Source organism: Novosphingobium humi, assembly GCF_028607105.1.
Lineage (GTDB): Bacteria > Pseudomonadota > Alphaproteobacteria > Sphingomonadales > Sphingomonadaceae > Novosphingobium > Novosphingobium humi.
Genome location: NZ_CP117417.1, coordinates 2,165,404 through 2,180,090 on the forward strand (window position 1 = coordinate 2,165,404; position 14,687 = coordinate 2,180,090).

Annotated in this window: 20 protein-coding genes; 15 read left to right on the forward strand and 5 right to left on the reverse strand. The window is 59.9% G+C overall.

Annotated elements, in window-relative coordinates; genetic code table 11:
• Positions 1 to 175: 175 nt before the first annotated feature.
• From PQ457_RS10110 to PQ457_RS10145, 8 genes are all read left to right on the forward strand, one after another.
• On the forward strand, positions 176 to 511 hold the full coding sequence (locus PQ457_RS10110) for a GPW/gp25 family protein (RefSeq protein ID WP_273616755.1): 336 nt from the start codon (positions 176 to 178) through the stop codon (positions 509 to 511).
• Between the two features lie 16 nt (positions 512 to 527).
• On the forward strand, positions 528 to 1,667 hold the full coding sequence (locus PQ457_RS10115; protein ID WP_273616756.1) for a phage tail sheath subtilisin-like domain-containing protein: 1,140 nt from the start codon (positions 528 to 530) through the stop codon (positions 1,665 to 1,667).
• 44 nt (positions 1,668 to 1,711) lie between these two features.
• Positions 1,712 to 2,212, forward strand: coding sequence for a phage major tail tube protein (locus PQ457_RS10120; RefSeq protein ID WP_273616757.1), 501 nt, complete (start codon positions 1,712 to 1,714; stop codon positions 2,210 to 2,212).
• A gap of 134 nt (positions 2,213 to 2,346) precedes the next feature.
• Complete coding sequence (locus tag PQ457_RS10125; RefSeq protein ID WP_273616758.1) at positions 2,347 to 2,697, forward strand: phage tail assembly protein; 351 nt, start codon at positions 2,347 to 2,349, stop codon at positions 2,695 to 2,697.
• Complete coding sequence (locus PQ457_RS10130; protein WP_273616759.1) at positions 2,697 to 2,834, forward strand: GpE family phage tail protein; 138 nt, start codon at positions 2,697 to 2,699, stop codon at positions 2,832 to 2,834. Before PQ457_RS10125 ends, PQ457_RS10130 begins: the two co-directional genes overlap by 1 nt.
• On the forward strand, positions 2,831 to 4,813 hold the full coding sequence (locus tag PQ457_RS10135; RefSeq protein ID WP_273616760.1) for a phage tail tape measure protein: 1,983 nt from the start codon (positions 2,831 to 2,833) through the stop codon (positions 4,811 to 4,813). Before PQ457_RS10130 ends, PQ457_RS10135 begins: the two co-directional genes overlap by 4 nt.
• On the forward strand, positions 4,813 to 5,268 hold the full coding sequence (locus tag PQ457_RS10140) for a phage tail protein (RefSeq protein ID WP_273616761.1): 456 nt from the start codon (positions 4,813 to 4,815) through the stop codon (positions 5,266 to 5,268). The genes PQ457_RS10135 and PQ457_RS10140 overlap by 1 nt, the downstream gene beginning before the upstream one ends.
• Entirely contained in the window at positions 5,265 to 6,266 is a 1,002-nt protein-coding gene (locus PQ457_RS10145; protein WP_273616762.1) for a contractile injection system protein, VgrG/Pvc8 family, read from the forward strand. Before PQ457_RS10140 ends, PQ457_RS10145 begins: the two co-directional genes overlap by 4 nt.
• Before the next feature lie 58 nt (positions 6,267 to 6,324).
• Here PQ457_RS10145 and PQ457_RS10150 read toward each other — a convergent pair whose 3' ends face one another.
• Positions 6,325 to 7,308: a phospholipase D family protein gene (locus PQ457_RS10150; RefSeq protein WP_273616763.1), complete on the reverse strand. Its 984-nt coding sequence runs from the start codon at positions 7,306 to 7,308 to the stop codon at positions 6,325 to 6,327.
• A gap of 190 nt (positions 7,309 to 7,498) precedes the next feature.
• On the opposite strand from PQ457_RS10150, the gene PQ457_RS10155 reads away from it, so the two are divergent.
• Both PQ457_RS10155 and PQ457_RS10160 read left to right on the forward strand, forming a co-directional pair.
• Complete coding sequence (locus PQ457_RS10155) at positions 7,499 to 8,941, forward strand: DNA cytosine methyltransferase (protein WP_273616764.1); 1,443 nt, start codon at positions 7,499 to 7,501, stop codon at positions 8,939 to 8,941.
• A complete protein-coding gene (locus PQ457_RS10160; RefSeq protein WP_273616765.1) occupies positions 8,934 to 9,737 on the forward strand; it encodes an endonuclease in 804 nt (267 codons plus the stop codon). The genes PQ457_RS10155 and PQ457_RS10160 overlap by 8 nt, the downstream gene beginning before the upstream one ends.
• A 29-nt stretch (positions 9,738 to 9,766) precedes the next feature.
• Here the strand turns inward: PQ457_RS10160 and PQ457_RS10165 are convergent, their stop codons facing one another.
• From PQ457_RS10165 to PQ457_RS10180, 4 genes are all read right to left on the reverse strand, one after another.
• Positions 9,767 to 10,735, reverse strand: a complete 969-nt coding sequence (locus PQ457_RS10165; RefSeq protein WP_273616766.1) for an O-methyltransferase — start codon at positions 10,733 to 10,735, stop codon at positions 9,767 to 9,769.
• Entirely contained in the window at positions 10,732 to 12,078 is a 1,347-nt protein-coding gene (locus PQ457_RS10170) for an ATP-binding protein (protein ID WP_273616767.1), read from the reverse strand. The genes PQ457_RS10165 and PQ457_RS10170 overlap by 4 nt, the downstream gene beginning before the upstream one ends.
• A gap of 230 nt (positions 12,079 to 12,308) precedes the next feature.
• Positions 12,309 to 12,665: a hypothetical protein gene (locus PQ457_RS10175; protein WP_273616768.1), complete on the reverse strand. Its 357-nt coding sequence runs from the start codon at positions 12,663 to 12,665 to the stop codon at positions 12,309 to 12,311.
• A 56-nt stretch (positions 12,666 to 12,721) separates the two neighbouring features.
• Positions 12,722 to 13,087, reverse strand: coding sequence for a helix-turn-helix domain-containing protein (locus PQ457_RS10180; protein ID WP_273616769.1), 366 nt, complete (start codon positions 13,085 to 13,087; stop codon positions 12,722 to 12,724).
• A gap of 83 nt (positions 13,088 to 13,170) precedes the next feature.
• On the opposite strand from PQ457_RS10180, the gene PQ457_RS10185 reads away from it, so the two are divergent.
• The 5 genes from PQ457_RS10185 to PQ457_RS10205 are packed head-to-tail and all read left to right on the forward strand — an operon-like array spanning position 13,171 to position 14,673.
• Positions 13,171 to 13,500, forward strand: a complete 330-nt coding sequence (locus PQ457_RS10185; RefSeq protein ID WP_273616770.1) for a transcriptional regulator — start codon at positions 13,171 to 13,173, stop codon at positions 13,498 to 13,500.
• Positions 13,497 to 13,952, forward strand: coding sequence for a hypothetical protein (locus PQ457_RS10190; RefSeq protein WP_273616771.1), 456 nt, complete (start codon positions 13,497 to 13,499; stop codon positions 13,950 to 13,952). The genes PQ457_RS10185 and PQ457_RS10190 overlap by 4 nt, the downstream gene beginning before the upstream one ends.
• Positions 13,949 to 14,320, forward strand: a complete 372-nt coding sequence (locus PQ457_RS10195; RefSeq protein ID WP_273616772.1) for an ogr/Delta-like zinc finger family protein — start codon at positions 13,949 to 13,951, stop codon at positions 14,318 to 14,320. The genes PQ457_RS10190 and PQ457_RS10195 overlap by 4 nt, the downstream gene beginning before the upstream one ends.
• Positions 14,321 to 14,338: 18 nt before the next feature.
• A complete protein-coding gene (locus PQ457_RS10200) occupies positions 14,339 to 14,467 on the forward strand; it encodes a hypothetical protein (protein WP_273616773.1) in 129 nt (42 codons plus the stop codon).
• A 5-nt stretch (positions 14,468 to 14,472) separates the two neighbouring features.
• Positions 14,473 to 14,673, forward strand: a complete 201-nt coding sequence (locus PQ457_RS10205; protein WP_273616774.1) for a hypothetical protein — start codon at positions 14,473 to 14,475, stop codon at positions 14,671 to 14,673.
• Positions 14,674 to 14,687: the final 14 nt, after the last annotated feature.

Genomic DNA, 14,687 nt, shown 5'->3' on the forward strand with positions numbered 1-14,687 from the left:
GTAAGCCCATCCACGAATGGCCGGTGCCGGCGTAACCCGCCGTTGCCAATCACGGGGCAGACCGGCAGGAGTGTCCCAACCTTAGCCCTCACCCACTGCCACCTCACTCCGTAACCCTCCGGGTTACGCCCCCGCCCCCTACCCCGCGCGCGCGTAACCCGCCATCCCGTTCCCCATGAACGGAATGGACGCCACCACAGGAAAGCCCCTCTCGGGCGATGCGCATCTGGCGCAGTCGGTGGCCGATATCCTCACCACGCCCATCGGCTCGCGGGTCATGCGCCGCACCTATGGCTCGCTGATCCCGTCGCTCATCGACGCGCCGATCAACGCCGCCACCCCCATGCTGATCCGCGCCGCCACGGTGCTGGCCATCCGCGCGTGGGAGCCGCGCCTCTCGATCGCCCGCGTCCGCCTGTTCGGCGCGCCAGCCCAAGGCCAGCTCACCATCCAGATCAGCGGGCAACGCGCCGACACCGCCCAGCCCGTCACCCTCTCCATCCGCGCCTGACGCAAAGGACACGCCCATGCCCCACGGCCTCACCCTCACCGAATCCACCAGCGGCGCGCGCAGCCTCGCCACCTCCTCCCTGGCCGTGATCGGCATTCTGGCCACGGCCAGCGCGGCGGCGGGCGCGGCCAGTACCGCGCTCGATGCCGCCTTCCCCATCGGCGCCCCGGTGCTGGTCACCAACATCGCCGAGGCCATCGGCAAGGCAGGCACCGGCGGCACGCTGCTGCCCACGCTCAAGGCCATCGCCGATCAGGTCACCCCGGTGCTGGTGGTGCTGCGCGTGGACGAGGGCGAGGATGATACCGAAACCTCGGCCAATGTCATCGCCGCTATCCCCGCGCTGATTTCCGCCAAAAGCGCGGTGGGCGTACGCCCGCGCATCCTCGGCGCGCCGGGCCTCGACAGCGCCACCGTCACCGCCCAGCTCGTAATCGCGGCCAAGCGCCTGCGCGCCCGCGCCTATGCCCGCGCCATCGGCGAGGATGACGCGGCGGTCATCGCCTATCGCGAAACCTTCTCGGCGCGCGAACTCACGCTGATCTGGCCCAACACCTCGCCCGACTTTGCGGGCGATGCCACCGCCCGCGCGCTGGGCCTGCGCGCCCGGATCGATGAGGAGACAGGCTGGCACAAGACGATCAGCAACGTGGCGATGGACGGCGTCACCGCGCTCACCCGCAACATCGCCTTCGACCTGCTCGACCCCAGCACCGAGGCGGGCGTCCTCAATGATGCCGATGTGGTCACGATCATCCGTGAATGGGGCGGCTTCCGCTTCTGGGGCAACACCACCTGCGCAGGGAGCGATCAGAGCGAGTACCGCTTCGAAAGCGCTGTCCGCACACTCCACGCGCTGCAGGATATCGTGATCGAGGCCTTCGCCCCCGAATTTGACAAGGCCATGTCGGTCGCCCTGGTCAAGGATCTGCTCGAAAGCTGCAACACCAAGTTCAGCGAGCTGGCGACCTCGGGCTGGATCATGGGCGCCAAGGTCGCGCTGGCCGCCACCGGCAACACCAGCGCGGAATTGGCCGCCGGGCGCCCCAAATTCGCGCTGCGCTTCACCCCCTGCGCGCCCTTTGAAAACCCCACGGTCGATTTTGCCATCACCGAGGAATTCTACAGCGACTTCGCCTCGCAAGTTGCCGCCTGATCGCGCCTCCCCACCCTTCATCCCTCTTCTGACAGGAGCGTCCCATGGGCCTTCCCCGCACGCTGCAAAACCTCAACACTTACGTCAACGGCGCCGATTATCGCGGCATCATCGGCGAATTCGAACAGCCCAAGCTCTCGGAAGCCACCTCCGACTGGCGCGGCGGCGGCATGCCCGGCGCGGTCAAGATCCGCCAGGGCCTCAACCCGATGGAGGCCACGCTCACCTTCGGCGGCCATGAGACCGGCCTCGTCCGCCTGTTCGCCCGCGACGATACCCGCATCCGCCTCGTCTGCGCCTATCAGGCCAAGAGCGGCAGCACGCCCCAGGCGGTCGACATCTTCCTGCGCGGCAGCTTCAACGAGATCGACTTCGGCAAGGACAAGCCCGGCGAGCAGACCGAACACAAATACAAGGCAGACCTCACCTATTACCGCCGGGAAGTGAACGGCACGGTCGAGGTCGAGATCGATATGCTCAATGGCATCTACATGGTCGGTGGCGTCGATCGCTACGCCGAGATCATGGCCATCCTCGCCGGGTAATCCCGCCTATTCCAGATCCGTGCGGGCGGTCCTTTTGCGGGGCGCCGTCTGCGCGGTGGGCCGGTGGCGTCCTCTCCCGCCACCGGCCCCTTCCCGCCCCGCGCCTGTGCCCACCTTTGCCGAAAGCCCCGCCCATGACCGACACGCCCCCTGTTGCCGCCGCCTCCGGCTCCGCCAGCCACAGTTTCACCCTCGCCGCCCCGATCGCGCGCGGCGAGACCCAGATCGATGCCCTCACCATCCGCAAGCCCAGCGCGGGGCAGCTGCGCGGCCTCTCGCTGCAAAGCCTGCTCGCCCTCGACATCACCGCGATCCTCACCGTCACCCCGCGCATCACCATGCCGCCGATCACCCCGGCCGAGGCCGACGAGCTTGACCCTGCCGACCTTGCCGAGATCGGGGGCGCGATCCGCGATTTTTTTATGACGCAGGCCGAGCGCAGACTGCTCGAGATGATGATCGAGCAGAACACGCCGAAGAGCTGATGGCCGACATTGCCGCCATCTTCCACTGGCCGCTTTCTGAGATCGCAGGCCTCACGCTCGACGAACTGATCCTCTGGCGCAGCCTTGCCGTGGAAAGCTGGAACCGCATGTGGGCGGGCAAGGAAGGTGAGGCATGAGCGACAAGAAGCTCTCGCTGCTGGTCAACTTCATCGGCATCGACAAGATGACCGGCATCATGAAGAACATCGTCGGCCTCGGCCGCGACGGCTCCAAATCGATCAAGGCGCTGACCGGCGAGACGAAGAAGCTCGATGCGCAGATGCGCGCGGTGCAGGCCGATATCGCCAAAGGCGCGGGCAACATGACCGCGCTGATCGACAAGGAACGCGCGCTGGCCGCGCAGCTTGCCCTGACCAACACCCAGCTTGAGAAACAGAAGCGCCTCGCCGCGATCAGCGCCGACACCAATGTCATCCAGCGGCGCGGCGCCGATCTGCGCCAGCGCGGCCAGGACAACATGCTGGGCGGCGTCGGCATGGCCACGCCCTTCATTTTGGCCAGCAAGGCCGCGATGGATTTCTCCGGCGGCATGGTCGATATCCAGCAAAAGGCCGAACTCACCAACGCGGAAACCGCCCGTATGGCCGCGCGCATCCTCGATCTGGCGAAAGTCGCGCACCAACTGCCCGAGGATATGCGCAGCGGCATCGACACGCTGGCGGGCCTCGGCCTCGATCCGCGCAAGGCGGTTCAGATGATCGGCCCCATCGGGCGTCTGGGCACCGCGTTTAAGGTGGATCTGGCCGATGGTGCCAATGCAGCCTTCTCCAACCTCAACAATTTGAAAGTGCCGATCGGCGAAACGGCGCGCGCGCTCGACATCATGGCCGCCTCGGGCAATGCGGGCGCGTTCGAGGTCAAGGATATGGCCCGCTGGTTTCCTTCGCTCACGGCCCAGATGCAGGCGCTGGGGCAAAAGGGTACGCCCGCCGTGGCTGATCTGGCCGCCGCGCTCCAGATCGCCCGGCGCGGCGCGGGTGATGCCGACAGCGCCGCCAACAATATCCAGAACCTGCTCTCCAAGATCCAGTCGCCCGAGACGGTCAAGAAATTCGCCAAATTCGGCATCGACCTGCCCAACGCGCTCAAAAAGGCCGCACGCGAGGGCAAGACGCCGCTCGAGACCATCGCGGATCTCACGCAAAAGGCCACCGGCGGCGACAATGCCAAGATCGGCAATCTGTTCGAGGATATGCAGGCGCAGGGCGCTTTGCGCTCGCTCATCCTCAATATGGAGGATTTCCGCCGGATGCGCGCCGATATCGCCAAAAGCGGCGGCACCGTGGACAAGGCCTTTGCCCAGCGCGAGGCGCAGGACGCCAGCATCAAATGGCGCGACTTTATGGGCGCAGTCCAGCGTCTGGGCATTGTCCTGGGCAACGGCTTCCTGCCCGCTGCCACACGGTTTCTGACCTCTGCCGATGGCATGATCTCGCGCGTCGCCGCCTTTGCGCAGGCCAACCCGCGCCTTACCTCGACGCTGATGACGCTGCTGGGTGGTATGGTGGCCGCGCGCATAGGCCTTGGCGCGCTGCAATTCGCCTTTGGCGGCATCCTTGGCCCCGTATCACTCGCCTATCGCCTGCTCAAAAGCTACGAGGGCCTCGCGGGCGTGATCGCCTTCTTCCCCCGGCTTGCCGCCGGTATGGGCATGGTCGCGGGCATCGGCCCCACGGTCACCACCGCGATCACCGGCATCATGGGCGCGATCCGCCTGCTTGGCCTTTCGCTGATCACCACGCCATGGGGCCTTGCCGCTCTGGCCGTGCTGGGCGTGGCGGCGGGCGGTTATGCGCTCTATGCCAATTGGGACACGATCAAGGAAAAGTTCGGCAGCGGCCCCGCCAAACCGTCCGGCCCCGCTCCCAAGGCCAATTGGGCCGGGGCCAAAGTCTCCAACCCCTTCCCCGCCCTTGCCCCCGTCCGCCCGGCGGCGGTGGGCGCTGGCGGCAGCGCGCGCGGCCCGGTCACGCTCAATGTCTATCCCGCTCCCGGCCAAAGCCCCGATGCCATCGCCGATCACGTCATCCGCAAGATCGACCATGCGCAGGGCGTGGCCGCGCGCTCCAACATGAACGGCGGGGACGGACGCTGATGGCTGATCTCACCACCGACAGCCTGATCGACCTGTCCACGCCCGTCACGATCTCCCAGCGCGACCTGCTCTCGCCCGCCGTGCTGATGAGCCTCGGCCTCTTCACCTTCGGCATGGAGCAGGCCGCCTATGACCAGCTCTCGCGCCGCATGACATGGCGCCATGAACAGAACGACCGCTTCCTTGCCCGCCCGGCCAGCCAGTTCGCCGGGCCGGGCGAGGATCACGTCTCCATCGCGGGCACGATCATCCCCGAGGTCGCGGGCAATTACGGCGCGCTCGCCTTCCTGATCGACATGGCCGACACGGGTGACGCCTTTCCGCTGATGGATGGCCTTGGCGCGCTCTGGGGCTTTTACCGGATCGATGGTCTGGATCAGGCGCATAAGGTGATCATGGCGGGCGGCATCCCGCGCATGGTCGATTTTGCCCTCGAACTCTCGCGGGTGGAATGATGGCGGGCAACAAGGCGGGCCTGCGCCTGGCGCTCGACAATGGCGTCGATCTGGCGGCCAAGATCGACCCGCGCTTCCTCTCGCTGACGCTGGTGGAAAAGCGCGACGGCTCGGCCGACGAGCTGACGATCGCGCTGCAGAATGTCGATGGCAAACTGGCCGTGCCGCGCGCGGGCCAGATCCTATCGCTGGCGCTTGGCTGGGAAAGCCGGTTCGATTCCCATCCGGTGGGCCTAATCGACAAGGGCCGCTTCCGCGTCGATGAGGTCGAGGAAAGCGGCCCGCCCGATCAGATCACCATCCGCGCCCGCTCGGCCGATCTGGCCGGCACTTATGCCAAGCGGCGCAACCGGGTCTGGCATGGCACCACGCTGGGCGCGCTGATCGGCGAGATCGCCGCGCGCCACGGCATCACGGCCCGCGTCCATCCCGATCTGGCGGGCCAGCCCATCGAGGCGCTGGAGCAGCACAACAAGTCCGACATGGCGCTGGTGCAGGATCTGGGCAAACGCTTCGATGCCACCGCCACATGGAAGGACCGCAAGATCCTGATCCTGCCCAAGGGCTCCGCCACCACGGCGGGCGGCCGGACGATCCCCGCGATCACCCTGACGCGGCAGGATGGCTGGCAATGGCGCTACATCCGCGCCGAACGCGGCGCGCAGACGGGCGTCGAGGCGCAATATCACGATGGCTCCACCGGCACGCGCAAGACGGTCAGCGAGGGCAGCCGCGATGCCTATCGGCTCAAGCACATCTACGCCAGCAAGAGCAGCGCCACCCGCGCGGCCAAATCCAACCTCGCCAGGCGCCTGCGGGCGAAGAGCAGGTTTGAGTATTACCTTGCCGTGGCCGATTGCCGGTTGCGGCCGAACCAGCGGGTGGCGCTCCAAGGGTGGAGCGCGGCGGCGGGCGGGACAGAGTGGCTGATCGAGAGTGTGGAGACCACCATGGATGCCGGTGGGATCAAGCAGATGGTGAGGTTGGAGGGGGCGTGATGCCCTGAAAGCTGACGCCCCGTCCATCCTAACTTTCTGGCCATTCTCAATAAAGCCGTTATATTTCAATAGATTTCAAGACGTCCATTGCGTCCCTCAAGGGGACAATGCAGTAGCGAGGCTTTGACTTCGAAAATCGGGCGAGCAACGGCTTTGCCGCCTTTGCCAACAGTTTTTTAGCTTCCTTGCTCAACGTGAGATTCCCAAAGGCAGGCAAGTTGATTTCACTGCCTAAGCTTTTCACAAAAGTTAGCGTTTCGCCCTCGATTTTAGGCGTGGGCACCTGGACAATATCCTCAAATCTCGGCCGCCCGATTCCTTTTACTTCAATTACGAATTCACCAGCCGAAAAATCATCATGACAATGCTGATAATAATCGAACTCAGATTCGTCATCTAGTGCACAAGATAAGTCCTTTGCCTCCTCTTCCGCATTCTCATCTACGCCCTCGGTCCAGACAAAGACTTTCACGTAATCCCAAGCCGCATGATCCGGGGATGTTTTAAAGGCATCAAACAAGTCATGCCGATCTAACACGCTCGGAGGCGCCAACTTCGACCGCTCCTTCCACAACGCCTCAGCTGCTAATAGATCTTCTTCTGTGACGACATGAGTGTCCGGCGCGTTCTCCCTCGCATCGATCCAGCAATCCAAATCCGATAAGACGGACTCCTCGGCTGTAAACAGGTTGGCCTCGGCCCATCCGCGCAGGCCGCTGCCCTCAACAGCCAACCCGTTCGTCGATACATTCGACGATCCGACGATTGCGCCGGAATCGGTTCGATAGACTTTGCCGTGAAGACGCGGATCGCTGAGTACGTTGCCTGGCCCGGCAAGGGCACGAAGCTTGCGTAGCTCGAAAGGGTTACATGCCCCAGATTCAAGATTGCATATTATCTTCAACGCAAGTCCGGGGCGGTCCAACGCCAAACGTTCAATGGCGCCGTCGCCCCAAAAAGCGACTGCCAAGGTCGCGGACTGTGTCAATGCCAGCATGTTGCGCAATTGCTCGAGTGCGCCATGCTCGTCTAAAAATTCCATCGCCCCTACTCCTGATCATACTGCGGCTGGCATACACAAACAGGTGTCGTGGAAAGTCCGCAAGCCCTGTTGTCGCCCAAACGGAAACGGTGGACAAAGGGCGAACTTTTCCTCGCGACCTTGCATCCCCGCTCTCAATCCACCAAAATCACGCCTCGCAGGATGCGCCATCTCGTCATGGACGCAACGCATGATTCTGAACGAGGGTAATTTGAGACCGATCGCAATCGACCTGTTTGCCGGTGCAGGCGGCCTATCTTTGGGCTTCGAACAGGCTGGCTTCGACGTAGCGGCGGCGGTTGAAATCGATCCGATCCATTGCGCCATCCACAAATTCAATTTCCCCGATACAGCCGTAATTCCCAAATCGGTCGTCGGCCTCTCTGCTTCGGAAATCCGAGAAGCCGCAGGCATTGGTAATCGCCAGGTCGATTGCGTCTTCGGTGGCCCGCCGTGCCAAGGTTTTTCGATGATTGGCCAGCGCGTCCTCGATGATCCCCGCAACAGCCTCGTGCTGGAATTTGTTCGCATCGTGGCGGAACTGGGCGCGCGAACCTTTGTGTTTGAAAATGTCAAAGGCCTTACCGTCGGCAGGCACAAGGCCTTTCTCGAAGAACTCATCGCCGCCTTCGGTGCAAAGGGCTATGACGTCAGCCCCGCCAAAGTGCTCGACGCCTCCAATTATGGCGTCCCTCAAAAGCGCCAGCGCTTGATCCTGCTGGGTTCGAAAAAGGGCACCCAACTGCCCACCCATCCACTGGCCAGCACAAACGCAGCTGACACGAAAAAACCTATTCCCAACCTTCCGTTCGGCCCCACCTGCTCGGATGCCCTGGGCGATCTCCCCGACGCGGAACGCTTCTTTGGATTGCTGGACAGCGACAATGTGAAAGCAACTGGCTTTGGCAAGCCATCCCCTTATGCGGCCGAGCTGCGCTGCCAAACCAACGATGCTTGGCATTTCGGCTATGTCCGCGATTGGAAATCCGGCGTGCTGACGTCGAGTGCCCGCACCGACCACACCGAAATTTCCAGAGGGCGCTTCGCAAAAACGCCTCCTGGCGCCGTCGAACCGGTAAGCCGCTTTTTCAAATTGGCGCCGAATGGCCTGTCAAACACGCTGCGCGCGGGCACCGATGCCGCGCGCGGTGCTTTTACCAGTCCCCGGCCGATCCATTATGCCTACAATCGCTGCGTAACCGTGCGCGAAATGGCCCGCCTTCACGGCTTCCCGGATTGGTTCCGCCTGCACGCAACCAAATGGCATGGTGCCCGCCAAATCGGGAATTCCGTGCCGCCTCCGCTCGCAAGGGCAATCGGCTTTTCCATTATGGAAGCGCTGAATATCGCACCCATCCGCCCCAAAGGCACCATCAAGTTGGGCGATCCCAACTTGCTCTATATGGAAATGTCGCAGGCCGCCGCCCACTTTTCCGTTGCGAAGCCTTCAAGCAAGCGCGACCGTAAAAGCGGCGCCCGCAAGCGGAAACAACATGAGATTGAAGGAGCTCGTGTAAGCATGGAGATCGTCGAAGCCCCGCCATCTTGTCGTAGTCTCAAGAGCGGAGCCCAAAAACGCAAGCAGGTCAATATCGAGCGTGAACGACTGACCCGAAAGGCTTCCTATGCCTAAACCACCAAGCAGGCAGAGCCAGATCATTATTGCCACCTTTTTCGACCGCTACAGCCACGGCGACACATCCGTTTATTTTTCCAGAGAAGATCTTTACGATACCTGCACAAAGCATCGCATCGAACCTTTGAAAAATATGGGTGACGGCGCACTTTATTCCTATCGCTACCGCACAAAATTGCCGCCAGAAATTTTGCGAACCCAGCCAGAAGGCAAGGAATGGGTAATTCTCGGCCGCGGAATATCGCAGTACGAGTTCAGACTGGTTTCAAAGAGCAACATTTTGCCGAATGAAAACCTGCTCTCGACGAAGATTCCTGACGCCACGCCCGAAATGATCAAGCGTTATGCCTTTTCCGATGAACAGGCACTTCTCGCTCGCGTCCGCTACAATCGTTTGGTCGATACATTTTTTGGGATCACGACCTACTCGCTTCAAAGCCACTTGAGAACGACTGTTGAATCGATCGGCCAAATTGAAATCGATGAGATTTACGTCGGTATCGATAAACATGGCCGGCATTTTATCATCCCGACACAAGCGAAGGTCGGAAAGGATAAGATCGGCTATGCGCAACTCTTTCAGGATTTGGCCTATTGCAAGGCCAAATACCCCAACCTAGTCTGCCGCGCATTGGCGGCAAAGTTCATGAACAAAGAGTTGATTGCCCTCTTTGAACTAACTATTTCAGAAGATTCTGTCAAAATTGTAGAGGAAAAGCATTATAAGATTGTTCTCGAAACGGATATTTCAGAACAAGAGTTACAAGAATATAATTCAAGAGGATCCGATTAATCAGTATTACCCCCCCAACGAAACTCAATTCAAATATCGTAGGATGCAAAATTTGGTAAATAACGATATAGTTTAGCATAGTGCTTTGCCTCTCGTTCCGGAATCGGGCCGCGATCTATTTGGGCCTCTTCCGGACAAGGCAAACTCTTATCCAAATGCCTCATCTCGCGCGGTGTTAACATTGGCACATTAATGCGAAAAGCCGAGTCGCCATCCCGGTAGAAGGTCAAATCTCGAAAACCGGCTCCTTCGAACAAATTGTTCTGACCTTCATCCATGAACACACCCGCAATCGTGGTCATCTTCGCACCATCTGCATATTCAAACGCTGCCACCTGTCGGAATCGGATGCGCTGGCCCGGTGAACGGGCTGCATTCACCTGAGAAAGTCCGTTCTCGATTTCCTTCCGGATGATGCTTCGTGAGGTGTTGGACAACGTCCACCCCCTAAGGTCAGCTGGCGGCATAACAGGCGGAGTGCGCGCACCACCGAAAAACTGATGAAATTTGTCGCGGTCATCGATGTGAATTGGATCTATATCAGGATTGCGATTGTCAAACAGCTTTTGAGCCTGGACAGATACAATCAGAGCCGTACCAGCCCCCGCTCTGGTAGATATTGTCCTGATATCATCTAGGATCGATGGTGAGAGCGGATCGTCATAATCAAGCCATGCGATGGACCGCTGACTCCAATCGAGACCTGGCAAAATGTCCGCAGACTCACCCATTCTGATTTCAATGCCACGATAAGGATTGTTGAATTGGAACCGCTCCTCATGCTGAAGTTCGCGCTCAATCGAAACCATATGTTCGATCCCGAGTACGCGATGAAATAGCACGCAATCGGAAAACCAGATCGACCCAAAGCCGATATACCGGTAGGTTTCGAGTGATCCAAAGACCTTAAGGCGGGCAAGCAGCTCACCAAGCATCTTCCGCTCAGCGAATTTCGCTGGCCGCACCGAATAATCGATGAGTCGGTAGCTAGCGGTCATTCTTCGCCTTCGCCGTTAGCTTGCTCGGTGTAGATCATATCAAAGGTATTTTCTCCCACAGCCTTTGCGCTGCTAACGCCCAACGCAGTCATCAAAGTGCGTATCTTGCTTTCCTCTCGCGAATACTGAATCTTTACCATCTTCGGTCCTAGCGCTCGTGGTGATCTGTTCCAGGAAAATGACCGCGCCCCCTGGAATTTCTCGACGTCCTGAGACAGCGTTTCTCTACTCATCGCAGCAAGGAGCGGAGATGATGAACGTCCGTACTCCTCAATATCGTCGTCTAGTGAATTGAGGAATTTTATGACTGTACGCGTATGGTCGAGCATTTTAGGATAAGTGGCCTGCCAGACCACCGAAGAGGAATCAAGTCCTGTTTTTGTAGTATTCCACGGCAGCTTACTTGAAGAACGACAATTAAAAAATACAATACCACGGAAACGAGCGTACTGATTATGATACTTGGGGATGCCTTCCTTTTGCTCCGCTACGGAGCCCCATCCGGTTTCTTCCGACCGATCAGCCGACAAAATCACGCGGCCGTTGCAAACGACATACCACCCGGCTTCGGCAGGAACGGATTCTGAAATTCCCGCAACAATGCGGACGAAGATCGGTGAATCACTATCGCCATCAAAGCCGTATTCTTCGATTGCAGGACTGAAACTGCCGCCAGTACGGATGCGCAAATCCGTATTGGTCAAATGCATTCCTTCAAAATCGATTACCATGCCGAATGCAAGAAACTGTCGCTGGTGAGATCGAATCATTTCCGAAAGCTGCCGCCGGAAATATTCAGCGGAAAATCTCGATGCGACCTCCGGCCTCAAGCGCCGAACAATAATCCGTGTTCCACACTCTTCCTCCGGAAATTCCTGATCATCTATGATTTCATCGAAATTGAAAAACCAGTCCGTACTGCCTTCCCACTCGTCCACATCAACAGTCATTGACCATTTTTGATGTTTTGTAGTCGAATGGACCTCAAAGTATCTTCCAAACTTGAATAATGCGCGCTTCATGCCAACGCCGAACTGTCCGATGGAATAGTCCGTAGATTTGGCTGCAGCCGGCCTTCCAAATCTAAATGCATAATTTTTCGCGGTTTCGACGTCAAATCCGCCGCAATTATCCTCGATCTCAAATCTGTCCCCGCTCAATTGCAGCTTGACTTCAAGTCCCGTAAAATTGGGCACCTCTTCAGGACGCAAGCGCTTTGCACCATCTACGCAGTTATCAACCAGATCAAGAACAGCTCGCTCTAAAGGAATGTCCTTCACCAACATGTCAACAAAAAACGCCTTCGTAGGCATCGCATTGATATGTGTTCCGTCGCCAACCATACGCGCCCCTAAAACTTTGTTCAGATGAAATTCTATTACACTTTGATGTATTCGTCCATATCGCTGAATATTGATACTGCTCCAGAAATTTCGCCTGCGATGATGGAGGGAATTTGAAAAAATCGAAGTTTTACAAAATCAGGTATCTTGCATAACGAAGTCAATTCTAATTGACGGACAAATCAAGTTGACGACAATGTTGGTGCTTCCAACCTTGATGAACCCACCCCCTACCCCTCCCCAAACCAATCTGCATCGCTGATCCGCCGCTCATTCACGCGGGGGCTGGCGGCGCTGGTGGCGAGGGAGTGGATGATTTGCATGACGGATTCGCGGTCGTCGGGCGAGAGCGCGCGGATCTTGCTCAGCATTTCCAGATCTTCGCGGCTGTAGGCCAAGGCGAAGGCGTCTTGCGCGTCGTCGTCGGTGTATCCGGCAAGGTATTCGGGGGAGACTTTCAAGGCGCGGGCGATTTCGTACAGATCGAGGAATTGGGGCAGCTTCCCGGCGGCCAAATCCTTGACCACCTTGGGGGAAACCTGCGCCTCATAGGCCAGTGTCGCCTGAGACTTGCGTAAAAAACTCATACGAAGCCGGACTCTGCATGAGGTTACGGCCGATTTGGGATGAAGATATGCCACCATTATGGAGCCGATTGCTCCGGATCGGGGCGATGGTGGCGACCAGCCAAAGTCCGCAGAATATGGAGCGCCGCCGCCCGGTCTTTAGGCTGAACACGGTGGAACAAATCCAACCATTCTCGCTCTTCTGACGATAACGTGACCTCAGCAGTTTCACTAAGGGGGTCGTCAGTTTCTCCGGCCAGATAAGCCGGGGAAACACTCAACTCACGCGCAAGCTCAATCAAGACGGATGAACTGCGGGTTTCGCCGGAAATGAGACGTCCGATTGATGGCTGCTTGAGCCCGACGCGGCGCGCGAGCTCACTCTGGCTGATCTGTCGATCCGCCATCAGCCTTTCGAGTCGGTCGCCTCTGATCGTCGCCATAGCTAAGGGTTATACGGAAACGAATAACACCACACGCAACATTTATGTTGCGATAGGCTATGCATATCCGTATAGGTCGGCGCATGGAAACCGCCCCGACCCGCTATGAGGCCCTGCAACAAGTGGCCGCCCGCTACCCCTCGCAACAGGCGATGGCCGATGCGTTTGGGGTTTCCCAACCCACGATCTGGCGCTGGCTCAATCAGGCAAAACAGATCCCGCCCACCTTTGTCCTGCTGGCCGAAAGCCTGACCGGCATCTCCCGCCATCACCTGCGCCCCGATATCTATCCTCCCGAAATCCCGGCCGCCCCGGCCCGCTTCTGCGGCGTAGATCACACCGCCCCCCTCGTCGCGTTCAATCGCGTTGCGGCTTTGCGGGATGGCGCTTTGCGCGACGGGGCCCCGGCATGACCCTGCGCCGCGAACCGCTCACCTATGAAAACACGCTGCTGGCCGTGGCCAAAGTCCTTGGCTGGGATACGGTCGCGGGCATCTGCGGCGTTTCCTCGCGCTCGGCGCGCTATTGGGCCGAGCCGGAATGCCAAAAACAGATCCGCATGATCGATGCCGAACGGCTCGACCGCGCCTTTGTCGAGGCGGGCGGCGACCATCGGCCCTTCCATCGCCTGATGACGATGCGGCTCGATATTGCCGATATGGCCGCCAATGCCGCGCTGGCCGATCTCTCCACGCTGGCCGCCGTCGCGGCCAAGGAGGCGGGCGAGGCCATCGCCGCCCTCATCATCGCCGCCCAATGCGGTGATCGCGCCTCGATCCGCAACGCGCGCAAAGAGGCCGAAGAGGCGATCCACGCCCTGCACGCCAGCGTGGCCGGCATCGAAAGCCGCGAGGCCCGCGCATGAGCGGCGAAGGCGCGCTGGACCATCGCCCGCTGGTCTATGCCCCGCTCGAATTCCGCCTGCGCTCCGGCGGGGGGCAGGCAAAGGGCAAAGCCTTCATCACCTGCCCCAAATGCGATGCGCCCATGTTCATCCGCCGGTCGGAACGCCAAACCGAAACCGTCAAACATATCGACGCCCATTGCACGAATACGGGCTGCACGATGACCGGCATGTTCGAACTGGTCTTCGTCCATTTCTTCAATCCCGGCCTGCTCGATCGTGCCGATCTCAAGCTTAAGGCCTGCCCGCGCGAACAAATCCCCCACGTCCTGCCGCCCCCGCGCGATGATGCCGACGATGGGCAAATCTCGATGTTCGATCACCCCTGAAACTCTGCGAGGTCCGCCATGCCCATGCCAAAAGCCGCCGCCGCCATCGCCACCGTCGCCCTGCTGTTTACCACCGCCCTGCTGGCCATCGACCGCGTGATCGCGGGCGCGGTGCAATGCGGCGCGCTGGCCTGCCTCAACGCCTGATCGCCATGGCCTGCCCTAATCCCAATTCGCGCGGCACCGCCCTCTGGACGCTGGCGATCCTGCTGGGCGCCCTGTCCGGCGCAGCATGGGCCGATTGGCATGCCCCCCACCATTCCCGCCCGCCGGGTCGCACCGCCCCGATCAGCGCCAAAGGCGCGGTCGGGGCACCCCTGCCCGGCGCCCCTCTGCCCGGCGCTATCGCATGACGCCCCCGCGCCCT